Source organism: Paenibacillus sp. PCH8, assembly GCF_002968835.1.
Taxonomy (GTDB): Bacteria; Bacillota; Bacilli; order Paenibacillales; family Paenibacillaceae; genus Paenibacillus.
In genome coordinates this window covers 191,224-209,224 of sequence record NZ_PKQK01000002.1, presented here as the reverse complement: position 1 = coordinate 209,224, position 18,001 = coordinate 191,224, and the positions used below count along the sequence as shown (strand labels likewise).

16 protein-coding genes are annotated in these 18,001 nt (G+C 43.2%); 13 read left to right on the top strand and 3 right to left on the bottom strand.

Going from position 1 to position 18,001, the window contains the following annotated elements:
* Positions 1 to 36 precede the first annotated feature (36 nt).
* The 7 genes from C0Q44_RS13525 (at position 37) to C0Q44_RS13495 (ending at position 8,231) form a co-directional block, all read left to right on the top strand.
* Positions 37 to 1,296 (top strand): SPRY domain-containing protein, encoded by a 1,260-nt coding sequence (locus C0Q44_RS13525; protein WP_105407850.1) that lies wholly within the window; start codon positions 37 to 39, stop codon positions 1,294 to 1,296.
* A gap of 58 nt (positions 1,297 to 1,354) precedes the next feature.
* Complete coding sequence (locus tag C0Q44_RS13520) at positions 1,355 to 2,542, top strand: hypothetical protein (protein ID WP_105407849.1); 1,188 nt, start codon at positions 1,355 to 1,357, stop codon at positions 2,540 to 2,542.
* A 200-nt stretch (positions 2,543 to 2,742) separates the two neighbouring features.
* Positions 2,743 to 4,569, top strand: a complete 1,827-nt coding sequence (locus tag C0Q44_RS13515) for a hypothetical protein (RefSeq protein WP_105407848.1) — start codon at positions 2,743 to 2,745, stop codon at positions 4,567 to 4,569.
* A gap of 23 nt (positions 4,570 to 4,592) precedes the next feature.
* The gene (locus tag C0Q44_RS13510) at positions 4,593 to 6,539 is read left to right on the top strand and encodes a CBM96 family carbohydrate-binding protein (RefSeq protein WP_181150996.1); all 1,947 of its coding nucleotides are present in this window, start codon (positions 4,593 to 4,595) and stop codon (positions 6,537 to 6,539) included.
* Between the two features lie 151 nt (positions 6,540 to 6,690).
* Positions 6,691 to 6,951: a hypothetical protein gene (locus C0Q44_RS13505; RefSeq protein ID WP_105407846.1), complete on the top strand. Its 261-nt coding sequence runs from the start codon at positions 6,691 to 6,693 to the stop codon at positions 6,949 to 6,951.
* 149 nt (positions 6,952 to 7,100) lie between these two features.
* Entirely contained in the window at positions 7,101 to 7,715 is a 615-nt protein-coding gene (locus tag C0Q44_RS13500; RefSeq protein WP_105407845.1) for a hypothetical protein, read from the top strand.
* Between the two features lie 213 nt (positions 7,716 to 7,928).
* Entirely contained in the window at positions 7,929 to 8,231 is a 303-nt protein-coding gene (locus tag C0Q44_RS13495; protein ID WP_017689545.1) for a YunC family protein, read from the top strand.
* A 94-nt stretch (positions 8,232 to 8,325) separates the two neighbouring features.
* Here C0Q44_RS13495 and C0Q44_RS13490 read toward each other — a convergent pair whose 3' ends face one another.
* The 3 genes from C0Q44_RS13490 to mtnK form a co-directional block, all read right to left on the bottom strand.
* Positions 8,326 to 9,885 (bottom strand): IS1182 family transposase, encoded by a 1,560-nt coding sequence (locus C0Q44_RS13490; protein WP_105407844.1) that lies wholly within the window; start codon positions 9,883 to 9,885, stop codon positions 8,326 to 8,328.
* Positions 9,886 to 10,094: 209 nt separating this feature from the next.
* Positions 10,095 to 11,168 (bottom strand): S-methyl-5-thioribose-1-phosphate isomerase, encoded by a 1,074-nt coding sequence (gene mtnA, locus C0Q44_RS13485; protein WP_105407843.1) that lies wholly within the window; start codon positions 11,166 to 11,168, stop codon positions 10,095 to 10,097.
* 23 nt (positions 11,169 to 11,191) lie between these two features.
* Positions 11,192 to 12,409, bottom strand: coding sequence for an S-methyl-5-thioribose kinase (gene mtnK / locus C0Q44_RS13480; RefSeq protein ID WP_105407842.1), 1,218 nt, complete (start codon positions 12,407 to 12,409; stop codon positions 11,192 to 11,194).
* Positions 12,410 to 12,705: 296 nt separating this feature from the next.
* Between mtnK and C0Q44_RS13475 the strand changes: the two genes are divergently transcribed.
* From C0Q44_RS13475 to sufU, 6 genes are all read left to right on the top strand, one after another.
* Positions 12,706 to 13,167, top strand: coding sequence for a Dps family protein (locus C0Q44_RS13475; protein WP_105407841.1), 462 nt, complete (start codon positions 12,706 to 12,708; stop codon positions 13,165 to 13,167).
* A 125-nt stretch (positions 13,168 to 13,292) separates the two neighbouring features.
* Positions 13,293 to 13,868 carry a DUF1802 family protein gene (locus tag C0Q44_RS13470; protein WP_105407840.1) on the top strand — a complete coding sequence of 192 codons (576 nt, stop codon included), beginning with the start codon at positions 13,293 to 13,295 and terminating at the stop codon, positions 13,866 to 13,868.
* A gap of 368 nt (positions 13,869 to 14,236) precedes the next feature.
* Positions 14,237 to 15,019 (top strand): Fe-S cluster assembly ATPase SufC, encoded by a 783-nt coding sequence (gene sufC / locus C0Q44_RS13465; protein WP_105407839.1) that lies wholly within the window; start codon positions 14,237 to 14,239, stop codon positions 15,017 to 15,019.
* 25 nt (positions 15,020 to 15,044) lie between these two features.
* Positions 15,045 to 16,349, top strand: coding sequence for a Fe-S cluster assembly protein SufD (gene sufD, locus C0Q44_RS13460; RefSeq protein WP_105407838.1), 1,305 nt, complete (start codon positions 15,045 to 15,047; stop codon positions 16,347 to 16,349).
* Positions 16,346 to 17,566 carry a cysteine desulfurase gene (locus C0Q44_RS13455; protein WP_105407837.1) on the top strand — a complete coding sequence of 407 codons (1,221 nt, stop codon included), beginning with the start codon at positions 16,346 to 16,348 and terminating at the stop codon, positions 17,564 to 17,566. Before sufD ends, C0Q44_RS13455 begins: the two co-directional genes overlap by 4 nt.
* Positions 17,556 to 17,987, top strand: a complete 432-nt coding sequence (sufU, locus tag C0Q44_RS13450) for a Fe-S cluster assembly sulfur transfer protein SufU (protein ID WP_105407836.1) — start codon at positions 17,556 to 17,558, stop codon at positions 17,985 to 17,987. The genes C0Q44_RS13455 and sufU overlap by 11 nt, the downstream gene beginning before the upstream one ends.
* The last annotated feature ends 14 nt before the right edge of the window (positions 17,988 to 18,001 follow it).

Below are 18,001 nucleotides of genomic sequence, written 5' to 3'. Positions count from 1 at the left end.
AGTATGTAGGCTCTACTTCTTTTTGTTTGTAAAATAATGATTTTACTTGGTAAGGAGATGGATAAATGCATGGAGATATTAAATGTAACTTTAAATCCTAGCGATAGAAGTGGAAACAACTCATTATCCAATGGAAATTTAACTAACAATTTTTCGAGCACACCTACTCAAAATGCAAATATACGTGCAACTCATGGGAGATTATCTGGTAAATGGTACTGGGAAGTCAAATTGAATAGTGGTGGTATTTATGTAGTAGTTGGAATTTCAAACATGATTAGAAGCATATCCAGTAATGTAGAATCTGATCCAAATACACGAACATTCGTAGTTGGATACAAGTACCCTGAAGGTGTCCCATATGGAACAGCCATTGCAGTCAATGATGTAATTGGTGTTGCTCTCGATTTAGATAATGGTACGCTAGAATTTTATAAAAACGGTGTTAGCATGGGTGTTTCACATACTAATATAAAAGATTTGGGAGAAGTTTATCCATTCTTCAGAATTGCAAATACTGTATCATCCAACATCACTGTGAATTTTGGTGCTTCTTCGTTTCAATATGAAATCCCCAAAAGATATTATTCTTTCGATGCGAGACAGGTTAATTTTAGCAATAAAATCTTACTTTCATCAGGTGGAAATCATTACTCTTTGTTAAAGGATTTCACTGATGAAGATAAGAGTTTTGTTCCAATTCTAACCGCCAGTGTTGATAAATCAGGAATCAAGACGAGTGCTTCTTCCTCAACTGACAATGCTTGGAAAGCTTTTATAAAGTCTACCGCTTGGCAAAGCGGTACAACTACTGGATGGCTAAGAATCCAGTTTCCATCAAAAGTGCTTATTGGTGGATTCTCTATGATGGGGTGGGCAAACACAAGCCAAAACGCTTCTAAGATTGTTTTTAGAGGTTCTAATGATGGTGTAAATTGGACTGTGCTAGATACGTTTCAATCAATATCATGGATGATAAGTACTAGAAAATATTTCATAATCAAGAATGAAGCGCAATATAGTTACTTTGAGTTTAGCGATCTGGCTAGTGGAGCAAATCTAACAATGAGCGATATCGAATTGTATAGACGAGAATTAAATAATGTTCTTATCAGGACTCCTGCTCCAATCGAAGAATTAAATTATATTAAATACGGTATGGAAGAAGTCAAATTTGAGAATATCATTAAAGTAAATTCATTAATAAAAGAAAACACAGAGATGACATCAGGAAAAATCTTTAAACATACAATTGATATGTCGAAACGCCGAGTAGATAAAATTACTCTTGGCTAAATTTTGAGGAGCACATCTATAAGGTGTGTTCTATTTAATTTTGAAAGGAGGCGGTTTAATGGTAACATACACAGAAAATCTGATCCCTAATATGAAATCAGATACTGCTCCAAGCGGTAGGGCTTTTGCAAGTAGCTTCAATCTGAATGGCGCATTTATGGCATTCGATAATTCTGATACCTATGGCTATGTGAGTGGAAATGGTAGTGTTGGACATATTGGATATGAGTTCATTAACCCTGTTAGAATTGGCAAGTATATTGTTAGAAGTTTATCTGCAACTTATTTCCCCCATATGCCAAAGAATTGGACATTTGAAGGTTCAGATGATGGTGTAAATTGGACTGTGTTGGATACACAAGTAAATCAAACGTGGACAACTGCAAATACAGATAAAGAATATATTATTGATTACAATAAAGCTAAAAGATACAAAACATATAGGTTAAACTGGACAGCTAACAATGGGGGGGCACAAGTTGTAATAAATGAATTGAAAATGTTTGGAGTCGATTATTTTGATAAATTTTTGATTTCGACAGAAGGTGAGTATTATTCTGTAATCTCAGAATTAAATGGTGAAAGCACAGCGATCCCATCCATGACTAACAATACTACTCCAACCGGAAAAGCTTTTGCTGGTAGTGAGTATTCCACTGACAGAGGAGCTTGGAGAGCGTTTGATAGAACAGAAACGACTTACGCAAGTAGAGACGGAGCAGGTACTTCGGGATACCTAGGGTATGAATTTAAGAATAGTTTAAAGATCGGAAAATATGTCATACGCAATATTGATATTAGCTCATCAAGTCTTCAAGCGATGCCAAAAGACTGGACATTCGAAGGATCTAATGAAGGTATAGCTTGGGTTACATTGGATAGACAAGTTAATCAAACGTGGACAGCCGCTTATACCGACAAAGAATATCTTATTAATAATAGTAAGGTTTCTAGTTATAAAATGTATAGGCTGAATTGGACTGCAACCAATGGATGGAGATACGCAATAGTAACGGAGCTAAAGATGTATGAATATACATCAGGAGTGTTAACAAAAATCTCAGATTCTTCAGAGCAGGCCTTCTTACATCATGGAATCAATAAAGATACTGTTATTGATTTAAATTCAAAAATATCTGAAGGATGTTATATCGTTCAAGACATTACTATTCTGGGATCAGGCAATGTTTTTAAACAAAAATTCGACACATCTAAATTACCAATCAAGAAAGTATCGATCAAATGAGTAAATAAAATGATTGATTCATTTAGAATTTAGAAAGGGTGTGACATAATATGACTGTTTACATCAAGGCAGAAGCTATAAATAACGGTGGTATAGGATTGATTTGGAACGTAAAACTTAAGTCTAAATCTTCTGGTCAATATCTCTCATTAGACTTGAGCAATATATACGGTCATAATATGGATCAAAGGGTCGCAAATATGGGTTTGCTATTCACAGGCACGAATGAACCTCCCTATTACAATGGAAGTGGAAAAGGTTATTATATTTTTAAATTCGAAGCCACGGGATATTTCACGCTGGAACTAACTGACTGGCCGAATACTACTTATGGTAAAGCTTATAATGTTTATTTGAGTACTGATAATGTGAATTATAAGCTCATTGCTTCCAATACAACCAATGGTGGGACAAAAGTATTTGCTGTTGATTTTGAAACATTATTCAGAGGCTCTCTCGTGAAAGATAATCAAGGATATAAGACGTTCTATAACAATGCATGGAGCCTTGTTAGCGTTAGCTCTCCTAGTGAGCAACAATATTTAAGTAATTCAGTTCTAGACATCTCAACTATCCCTGAATCCGCATGGGCACAATTTCAAGGCGAGGTCGAATTATGCTACTACACCGACGACCCAACCAAAACAGAAGTATCCTTCAATATCGAAACTGATCCCTTCACCCTAGCGGAAGAATGGGAAGACAAAGAGATCAAAATCATTGAATACACTGATGACCCGAATCAAACCGAATCAACGATTACAATCGAAACCGAACCGTTTACCCTCTACGACGAGTTGGGTGATAGTGTGGATGTTCTATACTACACAGATGATCCATCCAAAACGTCAGCGGAACTAAATATCACGGCTAACTACTCCCCATTGGATGAACTTGAGGGAGATTTTGACGTGGTTACGTGGACGAATGATGAAGAGGTTATTGCCGGTAATCGGGACATGATGCTAACGTATAACGCACTACCGTTTGAACAATTAATTGTGCAACCAACAGACCTAGCGTTATATGGAGACGTGAAAAAGGTTATTGCTACGAAAGTAACGGAGAGCAGCCCGGAAGGTATTTTAAGAATGGCTGCTTCGTTCGACTCGGGGCTGACATGGAAAACGTACCGTTTCAACAAGTGGTTCAATCTGGATATCCAGGCTACCACGCTGTTCAAAAGAAAAGGAATGAATCTGGACACACTCAACGCCATCCCTGAAAAGGATTTAATCGGTTTAACACGAATCGCCTATTATTTCGATAGCAGCAAGCATTATGAAAACAGCTATTCGCTGGACGAAGTGAAGATGGTCGTTGATGCACCGCGTCATGCCGTGGAGTTTAAAGATATGTCACTGCAACTGTTAAACACCACAGCCACAATCAACCTGACCTACTCTGGTAACAAACTTACAGGTGTGCTGGATGATGCAGATCAGGGCAAGGTTAAATACCGTGTCTTGTTGAACGGTAAAACGTATTATCCGGGAGATGGCAATTTTACACGACTAGCATCTTCTCCATTCAATATTGAACTCAATATTGATGAGAGAAATGTTAATTTTGGCGTAGAGAATATCTTGAAGGTTGAATTTCAGGACTATTGGGGTACCGTAGACTCCTGGGAAACCAAGTTTATCGGATCGTATTCGGGATTAATGTTTATGGATGAGTCTGGAGACTTTCTTTCAGATACCTTTGGCGGTATTTTGAAACAACTCGATTATGGGGTGATCATTGCCGGACAGACGACGTTAACCAAGAAAGTCAGAATCAAAAACTTGCTAGGATATGCTGTGGATCATGTATACCTGGAGATGGATAAGAAATTCGAAACGGACGGTGTTGACGTCCAATTATCCAGACAGGCCGACCCGTTTCTTCCGATCGATTATCTGACCTATGGTCTGATTCAACCGGAGGACAGCATCGATTTTTATATTCGTATCGCAACAGATATTCATGCCAAGCCGAATCCGAATGGTAATTTTGAAATGAAGGTCACAGCAGACCGGGTGTAGCTCTCAATACAATGAGACAGGAAGTGAGTGAAATTAACAGCGGGGAGACTCCATTAGATAGTTATATACATATTAAAAGTCCAGAGAATCGTTTTGCAGCAAAGTATATCCTGTACAATCAGGTAGATGAAGAACTGCCTTCGACCCTAATAGCTGCTACTAGAAAAGTGTCCGAGATCGACTCCAGTGTCTCCGTACGTGTCAGACGGTCACAGGAATTGAACAATTCGCTATATGTGATGTACAAGGCACAAGGAGATCTGAGCGCAACCATTCAAGCAGCGTCCAAAGTTGATCTTGAAGGTATGTTGTATGTTCGGCCACATAATCGTGCACACGGCAAATATGAATTGCTGGAAGCACCTCGTGTGACTGTTAGCCTAAAGCCTGTTGCTGATGCAACCACGCGAAGTCAAACTCACTTACAGACGATCAACTTTGGTGATACACAGCGTATGATGATCGGCAGAGACGAGATGGAGCAATTCGAATCGTTTATACATTTCGGTGATCTGGATACCAGAATACCTGATCTGTTATATCTGGAAGTAGCTAAATTGAGGTTATATTACACGGGAACTCTGGCACCTGGAGCACATATTGAGTTGCATCAGCCTGATACACTGTGGCGGGAGTACGGGATTACTTATGCGAACAGACCTCAGTCCATTCAGCTCTTATCGTCCAGTTATATCGTGGATCAGACTGAACGTTATGTTGAGTTTGATATGATGGCATTACTTCAAATGTGGAGAGAAGGCATTCTTTCGAATGTTGGAATGATCATTCAGTCTAGCGGTAACACACCGATATATTTCAACACTCGTGAGTCTTCCAAACCACCTGTTTTGCAGATCAAATATATCACTTCTCAGATCTATTCCATCGGTCGAACTGAAATCGGAAGTGAAGTTTTTATTTATGGTGCAGGTCGCAAGGATATAGCTTCAACGTTAGTTGTACACAGTGATATTGGGCTGGATTGGCTCAAATCTCAGTTGTACGTCCATCGCTATGAGGATCACATGCATCATGATATACCTCAAGTCATCGCGGTCAGCCGTCCGGATCTGGATGTAGACCTGACTGTAGCTAAACGTATAGATGCGGAACTGGATTCGAACATTTCTATTGTTGAAAGTAGGACAGAAGAGAGGGAAACATGGGTTGTTGTTTCTAAACCCGAGCTTCATTCGCAGTTCATTACTGCTATACGAACAACTAAGGATACAGACGGTAACCTTGCCGTCAGAACAGGTCTGGACGACGAAAAAACTGTAGAAATCGCAGTTTCTCATCCTGACTTATTTTCAGTTATTACGGTAGATAGACAAGTGTCTCTGGTCAGTACGTTAACGATATCACAGTTGTTCCATGATGGACGGGATACGAGTTTAATTGTATCCATACCTGATCTTCATGCATCATTGGAAGTGTCCAATTATATAAAAGCTACTTCAACGTTGGGGTCTTTGCTAAAGGTCATGTACGACGGTGATTCGACTGTAATTTCAGAGATTATGGTTAGTAAGCCTGATCTGAATAGTGTTCTTCAAGTCAGAGCATTAGATCATGATGAGAGGGCAGGCAGTCTTGAGATTCCTTATTTGGAAGAACAGCCTGGGCAACTGTATGTCTCCAGACCGGAAGTACTTTCCAGTATTGAGATTAAGTATATGGATGTTCTGGATGGCCACATTAGTATCAAGGAAAGAGAATACTTGGATAGCTACCTTCAGGTACGAGAGTGGAAGGATATGCAGTCTACAGTAGATGTGAGACAGATTGTCGATATGGCTAATGAACTGACAATTTCCAAGCCTGATCTGGCTGCATATGTCCTACCAAGGGTTATTGGGAGTGAAGAGTTAGATTCAATCGCAAGTATTCGTAAACGGGATGCTAGTGATATAGTGACCACAGTGATGGTGAAGAGTCCAGGGAATCAAGCTTATTTTTACATTCTATAAAATGATTACACTATCAAAAGAGGGCATTAGCCCTCTTTTTTTTGCGTTTAGGCTCATGCCCAACTCTAACCGGCTGTACTTTGTCGTTCGTCTAACAGTTGTCTTCTCGTTGTGTTACAATATGTTCATCACACATTAAGGAATGAATACCATGCATCAAGAGGACAGCGTATTTGAACAGATTATGAAGCAGAAGAGATTGAAGCCTATCAAGCCTGAAACTAAAAAACTTCAAGTTAAACCAATACATAAAAAGAAACTAGCTCAGGAGCAATTAAGTGAATTAGATGTCCAGTTCAAAAAGTCGGTAGTTGAATCAATAGACCGAAGTGTACTTCATAGACGTATATTGGGAATTAGAAGAGAGTTGACGGAGATAAGGCGACTAAAGAATGATGAGCATACGTTTTAAGGTAGGCCAAATGTGACTCACCTTGGGTGAGGGTGGCTTTTTATTATGGCGTTTATTCCCTGCGTTCTAATCCCTCCTATCGAATCCAATAGACCGGCTCCTTTTGGCATGGTATAATCATTCCATAATTTAGGAGGAGAGGTCTACATATGAAGAAATTGGTTTTATCGTTTTTAGCTTTATTATTGTTTGTCGTTTCAACTACATATGCACCCGCACCAGCAACAGCAGCTACTAAGTATGATTTTAAAAATGTTAATTGGGGCATGACTGTTAACCAGGTCAAAAAGAAAGAGAAGTCGAAATTGCTAGATCAATCAAAAATAAAAGATATCTCGTTATTGGAGTACAAAACAACGGGATTCAGAGTGAACGCGAAACTAGTATACATATTCTATAATAACAAATTAGTACGTGCAGTATACGAGATTTACCCTAATGATTATAAGAAAACTACTATGGATAAGTACTATAAATACTTTAGTATAAAACGCGATCTCTTAGACGAATATGATGGTTCAATTAACTTCAAAGATGGTTTAACTCCAAGTGGGAAACGAGTACTTTATGATAGTGAAGACGTAGAAAAAGATTTAGTCGCGGGTGCTATTGCTCTCGAATCTAATTGGGTAATTGACAAGAAAAAAACCAGTATTAGTTTGATGTTGGCTAGGGTTACTGATGCTGTAAGACTTAGAGTAATATACACAGATTATAATTTGAAGTATGACCTTGATGAACTTATAGACGCTCAAAAATATTAACGATTATTATGAGAGCTACCTCATTTCTGAGGTGGCTTTTTTATATTTCAAAGAAAGCATATTTCTACTATCTAAGTCTGAGAGGAGAATTACCAACAGTACTTGAACTGGAAGTACCTACATTTTCTCAAACACGGCAGGTGTCCACACGACAATCCAGAATGAGGCATACAATTATCGTGACCTGTGGAAGAGGAGGTGGATCGGGAAATTATGGTGACAATGGAGCCTATTGTAGTTGGAGAGCATGTATTGGTTGGGGTAGAAGTCAAGCTGCCCAAAACAACGTTGCTGACCATTAATACATCCAAAGGATATATCATGTGCGGAGCACTCGACGTGGGATTACTTAATGAGAAGCTTGGAGATCGCAAAATTATTGCAGCTCGGGCAGTTGGTGTGCGTACACTGGAGCAGTTGCTGCACGCACCTATGGAGTCGGTGACAACAGAAGCCGAGGCCATGGGCATTACAGTTGGCATGACAGGTGTAGAGGCTTTGTTAAAAATGATTTAATCAATAACAAAAGGGGCTGTCTCAAAAGCCCTTAAAAAGCGTAATGTCAAAAAGAAATAACACTCATACGTTCAAAAAAGGACAAAGCAGAGGTTTATCCTGCTTTGTCCTTTTTGCGTTTTTCCGTCATTGCGGCTTTTTTAAGCAGATTGTGGGCAAGGCAAAGCCACCCGACCTCCAGGCTTACTTTTTGCAAGCCGCGAAGCAGGAATCTTCGGAATCCCCGGTTGTTTTTGATTTGTCCAAACACACTCTCCGGCTCCGTCATGCGCCGAACGGAAAGGGTGTATCCTTCCTCACTGCGCAGTCGTTCCCGCATCTCGTTTTTTTGCCGCATATAGGTCAGACTGATCGCGATCTCCCGATTTCCTTTGGCTTTGGTGCATGTTGCTTTCAGAGGACATGCACTACAATCTTCACTTCGATAATGGCGGGTACGAATCGTGTAACCACTTTCCGTGACCGTCTCGCTTTCGTACCGAAAACGTAACGTCTTCCCGGCCGCACAGCTCCATGAATCTTCCGTTTCGTTGTAGCTCCAGTGATCCACTTTGCCAATCGCTTGCTGAAAGGCCCTCGTTTTCTCCTTATGGTACGTCCCGTATTTGACGATCGCTTGGATGTTGTTCTCTTCGAAATAGCTGTAATTTTCTTCGCTTCCATATCCTGCATCGGCAATGACAGTCTTCGGTTTTTTGCCGAGCGTTTCTTCTAAATGATCGAGATGGGGCTTCAGACATTTCGTGTCTGTCGGTCGCTGGTGCACCGTGTAACCCAAAATAAATTGGTTTTCCGTTCCAATCTGCACATTGTACCCTGGCTTCAATTGACCATTTCGCATATGATCTTCTTTCATTCGCATGAACGTTGCGTCCGGATCGGTTTTGCTATAGCTATTCCGCTCCCCTGCGGTTTGGATCTGGTGCTCATACTTTTGCAGCCGCGGTAGCAAGTCTTTGCGTAACTGGCGCACGGCTTTCTTTACGATTTTGTTTTTCGGTTTTTCTTGTAAAGATTCCTCCAGTTGCTGAACCGCTTTTTCCACCTTTTCTGCCGTGAGTGCGGAAGCTTCCCCGAGCTCAGGGAGGTCTGTACCCGCGTGGAGCGCATCTTCTTCACTTTCGGCCGCTTCGATGGCTTGGAACAGGGTATGTACTTTTTCTTGCAGCTTGGCCTGGTACTTGACGACAGCCTTTTTCCAGACGAAGGTGTACCGATTCGCATTCGCTTCAAGCTTGGTTCCGTCCAGAAAGTAGTGTTCCAAGGATACGTATTGCTCCTGAACAAGCAACTCCAGTATATGGGTAAACACGGTTTCCAGCACTTCTTTCATCCGCTCGGAACGGAAGCGATTAATGGTCCGAAAATCCGGCTGTTGTCGCCCGGCGAGCCACATAAACATGATGTTTTCCCGAGCCGCCTTGGCGATTTGTCGGGAAGAATAGATTCGCTGGGTGTAGGCGTAGATGATGATTTTAGTGAGCATTTTGGGGTGGTAACTATGGCGGCCCCCGCCAGGATACGCCGCATTAAAAATGGAATCGCTCAGGCGGTTGACTGCGTCATTCACGACACGAACGATGTGATTTTCGGGGATATCTGTCTCCAAATCCATTGGCAAGAAAAGTTGATCCATGGTATATTGAATGTACAAAGAAACCGTCTCCTTTCAAATGGTGGGTCGTACTTCCATTTTACCAAGGAGCGGTTTCTTTTTGTTTTACAATTTAGAAAACAGGGCTGTCCCTAGCCATTTTTATGACTTATGGGACAGCCCCTCCTTTAGCGTCGTAATGCAGAGCCTGGCACATCGTAACCACTAACTCTATACTACACGAACTCTTCTTAAATACGCTTATAAAGTTAAGCCTCTTCCTTCGCGAACAAGGCAGCCAAGTTTTCTTGGAAAGGAGCGCGAACAACGCCTTTCTCCGTAATGATAGCTGTTACATATTCGTTAGGAGTTACGTCAAACGCCGGATTGAATACTTTAACACCTTGCGGTGCAGTACGTTTGCCAAATCCTTCGGTCACTTCCTCCGCAGCACGTTCCTCAATCGGAATCAGGTCTCCGGATGGAGTGGACAAGTCGATGGTGGACAACGGGCTAGCTACATAGAACGGAATATTGTGAGCCTTGGCAAGCACTGCCACGCTGTAGGTTCCGATTTTGTTAGCCACATCGCCATTCGCAGCAACGCGGTCTGTTCCTACGATAACGGCTTGAATCCAGCCTTTGGACATCACCATGCCCGCCATGTTATCGCAGATCAGCGTAACGTCAATGCCGGCTTGCTGTAACTCAAATGCAGTCAGACGTGCGCCCTGAAGTACAGGACGAGTCTCGTCGGCAAATATTTTAAGATGCATGCCACGTTCCTGAGCAAGGTACATTGGAGCCGTTGCCGTACCGTATTTTGCAGTGGCCAGTCCGCCAGCATTACAGTGGGTGAGCACACCCATACCATCTTCGAACAAAGGCAGTGCATTCTCACCGATCATGCGGCATACTTCTTCGTCTTCCTTCTGAATCAATAGAGCTTCTGCTTCAAGAACAGCATTGCTCTCTTCCAGACTCATGCCGGATTCAACGAGAGCACTTGCTTTTAGCATCATGCGATCCAGTGCCCAGAACAGGTTCACAGCCGTTGGACGGGAAGTAGCCAGATGAGCACAAATGGATTTTACGTGATCAAGCCATCCTTGAACGGTCGTTCCGTCATAGGATTTGGCACCCAATACGACACCGAATGCAGCAGCAATGCCAATCGCAGGAGCACCGCGTACTTTCATGGAGTGGATGGATTCCCATACCTCCTCGGGTGTATACAGTTTCAGCATAAGAATCGTTTCGGGTAACAGACGCTGGTCAAGCATTTCAAGCTTGTCCTTTTTCCAGTTCAGAGAGGAAAGAGGCTGATGTTCAAGAGTTGTCATGGATAGTTCCTCCGTTCCTTAATTTAGGCTTTAACGCCAGAGACAGCTGTAGACACAGTGTCTAGTACTTCACCAATCGTATTCACGCGGCGATGGCTCTTAATGAGCGCTTTGCCGACAGCCAGAGCCTTGCGCTGAGCGTGTTCGCGTTCCGTTCCATCCGCAATAGTATCGATGTCCGCCACGTGGGCAAGACCAACAATACGGCGGACCATTTTTGCGCCAGCAAAACCTACGCTATCTCTGAATAATTGCTGTACATAGAGATCCTGATACCCAGGCGTTTTCGCCAGTGGATCAACCAGATCAGTAGCCCAGAGCGCACGGAAACGGGATTCAAATTCAGTCCATACATCACGAATCATATCCAGCAAAAGTACTTCACGCTCGCGCAAAGCAGGCTCATCCTGAATCCACCCTGGTAGAGACACATAGTTCAGCAGCAGGTTCGCAAGAACTGCGCCGACATCGAATCCCATGGGACCGTAATATGCAAATTCGGGATCGATAACTTTGGTCGATTCAGGTGTGACGAAAATGCTGCCGGTGTGCAGATCTCCATGAAGCAATGCTTGGCTATGCGTCAGGAATTTTTCACGCAGCAAAGCCACTTCAAGATGAAGTGCTCCATCCGAACGAAGCGCCTCGGCTTCATCTTCAATTGCTTCATCATAGTTGTTATTTGGTGCAATCCGATAGGGTTCATCAAAGATCAGGTCTTCCGTTATTTTGCATTGATCGGGATTGATAAATCGACCCTGTTGTTCCTTCTTCAATTGCTGATTCATGCCCAAGTCGGATGTGAAGAACAGCGTTCTTGCCATGAATTCCCCAATATGTTGTGCAAAAAGAGGGTAGGTAACACCTTCAATCAGGCCTTTACGCATGATTACATGATCACTTAGATCTTCCATAACCGTTAACGCGAGGTCATCATCGTAATGATACACTTCCGGTACCATCCCTGGACACAGACGATACTCTTCCTGAAGAATTTCACGTTCAATTCGGGCACGTACCAGAGAGAGTGGCCATGATTCTCCAACCACTTTCGCATAAGGAAGCGCCTGTTTGATAATGATACTTTTATCGGAGTTCTGATCCGTGATGTGGAATACCAAATTCAGATTGCCGTCGCCGATCTCATGACAATCCAGATTCGCATCTGCCGCAAATGGACCCGGTAATGTTTTGGCCAGTTCGATTGCATCCTGGGGGTTTAAAGGGTGATATTGAGACAAAGGTGCCACCTCCATATATATGAAGAAACAGGAAAACCCACTTCTTTGCTTGGTATATGTCAGTATATCGGAAAAAGCGTGATTTTTGTACTTTTTTTTGAGACAAGCAAAGTGCATTCTGATTCGAACTTCTAGTTCAAGGGTAAAAATAAATAGGCCGGACGGTTGGTAGAAATCATGCCGGGCAAGCCTCTCCGCAACAAGCGGTGACACATTGTTAACTCTCTGTTATGTCTGCAGGGTGACCTGCTCCATTATGCGTAACAGACTAATTTTAATAAAAGGATGGGATAAATATGGCTACAAAAAACAAAACAGATCAAGCAAAATCGGTGGAACAAGTACTTAATCGTCAGGTGGCTAACCTGAACGTACTGTATGTCAAAATCCATAACTATCACTGGTATGTAAAAGGCCCGAACTTTTTTACTTTGCATGTAAAATTTGAAGAGTTCTATAACGAAGTTACGGTTCAAATGGATGAGATTGCTGAACGTATTCTTACCTTGAAAGGTAGCCCGGCAGCATCAATGAAAGAGTATCTGGAGCTTTCTTCAATTCAGGAAGCAGCAGGTGGTGAAGACGCCAAAACGATGGTACAAAACCTGATTGAAGACTTTGCTACACTCTCAAACGAGTATCAGGAAGGGATCGAAGTTGCAGATGCAGCTGAAGATCAACCAACATCCGACATGCTGACAGGTTTCAAGGCAAATCTGGAGAAACATATGTGGATGCTGCGCTCTTTCCTGGGTTAATATATCCATCTTCTAGGCCTATTTTAAGTATGTCTCTTACCTTAGCCTCCTGATCCCGGACCATGTTGTCAGATACGCCCTAAGCGTCTATACTGCTGACAAGAACGTTGGGGAGGGAACCGCTTATGTTAGAAACAACGATACCGGCTTTGAAAGAATGGGCCTCTACAATTAAAGCACTGGAAAGTGGTCGCCAGATTATGGTGATGCGCAAAGGTGGGATTGTGGAGGAAACCCGACATTTTGAGCTGAAAAGTCCAGCGTTTTACTTGTATCCGACTTATGAACATCAGCGTAAAGAACTGATTAAGTCCTCGGATCATTCCTATGTTGAGGAATCATTGGCCGAATGGGTGCCCGAAGCTTCGACAATCCGCATTACGGCATATGCTGAAGTAACGCAGGATCTGGAGATACGAGATCAGGAGATGCTGGATCGACTTCTTGACTTTCATATGTGGACAGCGGATTTGGCTGAAGACCGCCTGAAATGGAAACGGAAAGATCCGCTCCATGTATTGATTTTACGTGTGTACCTTTTGAATGAACCGATGGAGATTCCAGTATTGTCTGAATATAATGGTTGCCGCTCATGGATTTCCATTCCGAATGGTCCGGTGCCGCGCGAAATGACGCCGGTGGTGGACGTTGCGGATTTTGACGAACAGGTACAGAAGATTAACGAAACGCTTAAAATGTAATGTTATTAACGGGAGGACTTGTCCATGATATGGATAAGTCCTTTTTGGTTGAGAGTAGAAGCTGCAATAAAAGCTTGATTTTCTGTGATTTTTCTCACTGTCTATTTCTGACGGCGATGTTTTCTAATTTGATTCAAACGGGCTTTTAAGATAGAATCAGGTAGAATAATGTTTCCTATATGGGACAAGAGATCGTAGGAAATGACTTGATTATCATTGAGAATCAGTTTAGAATTATTCTAAAGTGATTTTTACTTTGGAGATTGGAGCACAGGAGAAATTCAGGGGAAGCCCTGTTCAGATATAATAGGCGCTTTTTCGTTTTCGACAGTACACATCAATTTAATCAATGGAGGGAAACAATACACATGGCTACGAATTTCGTCATTGAAGGTTTGAAAGCGACGATCGAAGGTAAGGAAATCCTGAAAGGCATCAATCTGGAAATGAAAGGTGGAGAAATCCACGCAATCATGGGTCCGAACGGAACAGGTAAATCAACCCTGGCATCTGCTTTGATGGGCCATCCTAAATATGAAGTAACAGAGGGTACAATCACACTTGATGGTGAAGATGTACTGGATATGGCTGTAGATGAGCGCGCACGTGCAGGTCTTTTCCTGGCTATGCAATATCCAAGTGAAATTGCGGGTGTAACTAACTCCGACTTCTTGCGTAGTGCAATTAACGCACGTCGTGGCGAAGGTAACGAGATCTCACTGATCAAGTTCATTCGTCAAATGGAAGGTAAAATGAAAGAACTCGACATGAACCCTGAGTTCGCTCACCGTTACCTGAATGAAGGTTTCTCCGGTGGTGAGAAAAAACGTAACGAGATTCTCCAAATGATGCTGCTTGACCCGAAAATCGTAGTACTTGATGAAATTGACTCCGGTCTGGACATCGATGCTCTGAAAATCGTGGCTGACGGTGTGAACGCTATGAAGAGCGAAGATCGTGGTTTCCTGATCATCACTCACTACCAACGTCTGTTGAACTACATTACGCCTGACTATGTTCACGTAATGATGCAAGGTCGTATCGTGAAATCCGGCGGACCTGAATTGGCTCACCGTCTGGAAGCGGAAGGGTATGACTGGGTAAAGGCAGAGCTGGGAATTACAGACGAAACTGTAGGCCAAGAAGCGTAAAGACAAAACGGAGGAGGATTAATCAATGACTACACAAACAATTCTTCCGGTTGAATCTGAAGCGCTTCGCGCCTTGTCGGAAAGTAACAATGAACCCGGCTGGTTGACCGAACAGCGGCTCGAAGCTTTAACGCTTGCGAGCGGGCTTGCGCTTCCTAAACTGGAAAAACAAAAAATCGAACGCTGGAATGTCAGCGAGTACGGCACATATAAAGCAAGTGAGGCTATTTCTTCTTTGACAGAAGTACCCGCTTCTATTAAAGAATTGGTTCAGGATCAAGCTGAAGGTAGTCTGGTTATCCAGCGCAATTCCGGTGCAGTATACTCCAAGTTGTCTGCTGATCTGGCTGCAAAAGGAGTTATCTTCACGGATCTGGCTACAGCAGTTCGCGAACATGGCGATTTGGTAAAACCTTATCTGAACACAGCGGTGAAAGCAGATGAGCATTCCCTCGCTGCATTGCATGCTGCACTTTGGAATGGCGGGGTCTTCCTGTATGTTCCAAAGAATGTCGAGATTGAAGTGCCACTGCAAGCCGTGTTACTTACAGATGATGCATCTGCAACGTTTGCACCTCACGTGCTTGTAATTGCTGAAGCGAATAGTTCTGTAACTTATGTGGATAACTATGTATCTGGCGAACTGTCTGCACCTGTTTTCCATAATGGTGTTGTGGAAGTATTCGTGAAATCCGGTGCCAAAGTACGCTATGCATCCGTTCATCAACTTAGCGTAGATGTAACAGATGTTTCATTCCGCCGTGCAGTTGTAGAGAATGATGCTTCGATCGAGTGGATTGTTGGTGAAATGAATAATGGCGATACAGCGAGCAACACGATGACTGTGCTCAAAGGCAATGGATCAAGCTCTGACTCCAAAGTAATCGCTGTTGGTTCGGGTTCCCAGAAAATCAATTACACTACAGAAGCTCGTCACTTCGGCAAGAACACGCCAAGTCAGATGATTACACGTGCGGTTATGCGTGAAGAAGCTTCTGCAATCATTAACGGTATCACGAAGATTGAGAAAGGCGCTACGAAGGCTGATGGACAGCAGACTGAGAAAGTATTGATGCTGAGCCCTAAAGCACGTGGAGACGCCAACCCAATCCTTCTTATTGATGAAGACGATGTAACAGCAGGTCACGCGGCTTCTGTGGGTCAAGTCAATGCCGAGCAGATTCATTACTTGATGTCGCGCGGAATTAACCGTACGGATGCGGAACGCCTGATCATTTACGGCTTCTTGGCTCCGGTGGTGGCGGATATTCCTCTGGAAGCACTGCGTACCCAATTGCAGTCTCTCATTGAACGGAAACTCGGACAATGAACCCGTCCATTCGCGAGCAGTTCCCGATCCTCCACCAGGAAATTAACGGACACCCGCTCGTATATTTAGATAGTGCTGCAACTTCACAGAAACCTCATGCTGTGATTGAAGCAGTCAAACATTATTATGAGTATGAGAACTCCAACGTACATCGTGGTGTGCATACCCTTGGAAGCCGTGCAACAGACGCCTACGAAGGTGCGCGTGAGAAGGTAGCCAAGTTTATCAATGCCCGCCGTACGCAGGAGATTATCTTCACCCGTGGGACAACGACAGCCCTGAACTTGGTGGCTTCGTCCTACGCTCGTGCCAATTGCAAAGAAGGCGATGAAATTGTTATCACGCAAATGGAACACCATAGCAACCTGATTCCTTGGCAGCAAGTGGCCAAGGAGACAGGGGCGACATTGAAATACATTCCGCTTCAGCCAGATGGTCATATCGAATTGGCTGATGTCGAGAAGACGATTACGAACAATACGAAAGTTGTAGCAATCGCTTATGTATCCAATGTTATGGGCATAGTCCATCCGGTAAAACAAATCGCTGAAATTGCACATCGCAATGGTGCTGTGATTGTCGTTGATGGTGCACAAAGCTCACCTCATATGAAGGTGGATGTACAGGATCTGGATTGTGATTTCTATGCACTATCTGGTCATAAAATGTGCGGACCAACCGGAATTGGTGCACTCTACGGCAAAAAGGCGCTGCTGGAGTCCATGGAACCGATTGAGTTCGGCGGTGAAATGATTGATGATGTGGGTCTGTACGAATCCAACTGGAAAGAGCTTCCCTGGAAGTTCGAAGGGGGAACCCCAATTATCGCAGGTGCGGTAGGGTTGGGGGCTGCCATCGATTTTCTGGAGCAGATTGGTATGGATGAGATTGCACATCATGAAAGTGTGCTGACAGCTTATGCAACGGAACGTCTGTCAGAAATCGACGGATTGACCATCTATGGCCCGGCTAAGCGGCATGTAGGTGTCGTTACCTTTAATCTGGGTGATGTTCACCCTCATGATGTGGCAACGGTACTGGATGCGAGTGGTGTAGCCATTCGTGCCGGACATCATTGCTGTCAACCGCTGATGCGCTGGCTTGAAGTTAGCTCAACCGCTCGTGCCAGTTTTTATCTATACAATAACGAACAAGATGTGGATCGGCTTGTTAGCGCCTTAATTCAGACAAAGGAGTATTTTGGCGATGCAACTTGATGATCTTTACCGACGTGTTATAATGGACCACTACAAAAATCCGCGTAACCGCGGAACATTTGATAATGACGCTGTCACGGTGAATCTGAACAATCCAACGTGCGGCGACCGGATTTCATTGCAAATTATGCTGAAAGACGGAATCGTTCAGGAAGCCAAATATACGGGTGAAGGTTGCTCCATCAGCATGTCCTCGGCATCGATGATGACAGAGGCTGTCAAAGGCAAAACGATGGAACAGGCACTCGATATGGCTAACCGTTTTTCCTCACTGATGAAAGGTGAAGAAGTCGATTTCGACGATTACGAAGATCTCGAAGCCCTATCCGGTGTGAACAAGTTCCCTGCACGCATCAAATGTGCCACTCTGGCCTGGAATGCACTACGCAAAGGGATGGACGAAGAGGACAAAGTACAATAACGATAGGGAGGTAG

Bases quoted from the DNA above. Each gene is read 5' to 3' on its own strand.
- C0Q44_RS13520 (WP_105407849.1), top strand. From the start codon at position 1,355: ATGGTAACATACACAGAAAATCTGATCCCTAATATGAAATCAGATACT.
- sufU (WP_105407836.1), top strand. From the start codon at position 17,556: ATGCAACTTGATGATCTTTACCGACGTGTTATAATGGACCACTACAAA.
- C0Q44_RS13515 (WP_105407848.1), top strand. From the start codon at position 2,743: ATGGGTTTGCTATTCACAGGCACGAATGAACCTCCCTATTACAATGGA.
- C0Q44_RS13525 (WP_105407850.1), top strand. From the start codon at position 37: ATGATTTTACTTGGTAAGGAGATGGATAAATGCATGGAGATATTAAAT.
- C0Q44_RS13455 (WP_105407837.1), top strand. From the start codon at position 16,346: ATGAACCCGTCCATTCGCGAGCAGTTCCCGATCCTCCACCAGGAAATT.
- C0Q44_RS13500 (WP_105407845.1), top strand. From the start codon at position 7,101: ATGAAGAAATTGGTTTTATCGTTTTTAGCTTTATTATTGTTTGTCGTT.
- sufC (WP_105407839.1), top strand. From the start codon at position 14,237: ATGGCTACGAATTTCGTCATTGAAGGTTTGAAAGCGACGATCGAAGGT.
- mtnA (WP_105407843.1), bottom strand. From the start codon at position 11,168: ATGACAACTCTTGAACATCAGCCTCTTTCCTCTCTGAACTGGAAAAAG.
- sufD (WP_105407838.1), top strand. From the start codon at position 15,045: ATGACTACACAAACAATTCTTCCGGTTGAATCTGAAGCGCTTCGCGCC.
- C0Q44_RS13470 (WP_105407840.1), top strand. From the start codon at position 13,293: ATGTTAGAAACAACGATACCGGCTTTGAAAGAATGGGCCTCTACAATT.
- C0Q44_RS13495 (WP_017689545.1), top strand. From the start codon at position 7,929: ATGGTGACAATGGAGCCTATTGTAGTTGGAGAGCATGTATTGGTTGGG.
- C0Q44_RS13475 (WP_105407841.1), top strand. From the start codon at position 12,706: ATGGCTACAAAAAACAAAACAGATCAAGCAAAATCGGTGGAACAAGTA.
- C0Q44_RS13505 (WP_105407846.1), top strand. From the start codon at position 6,691: ATGCATCAAGAGGACAGCGTATTTGAACAGATTATGAAGCAGAAGAGA.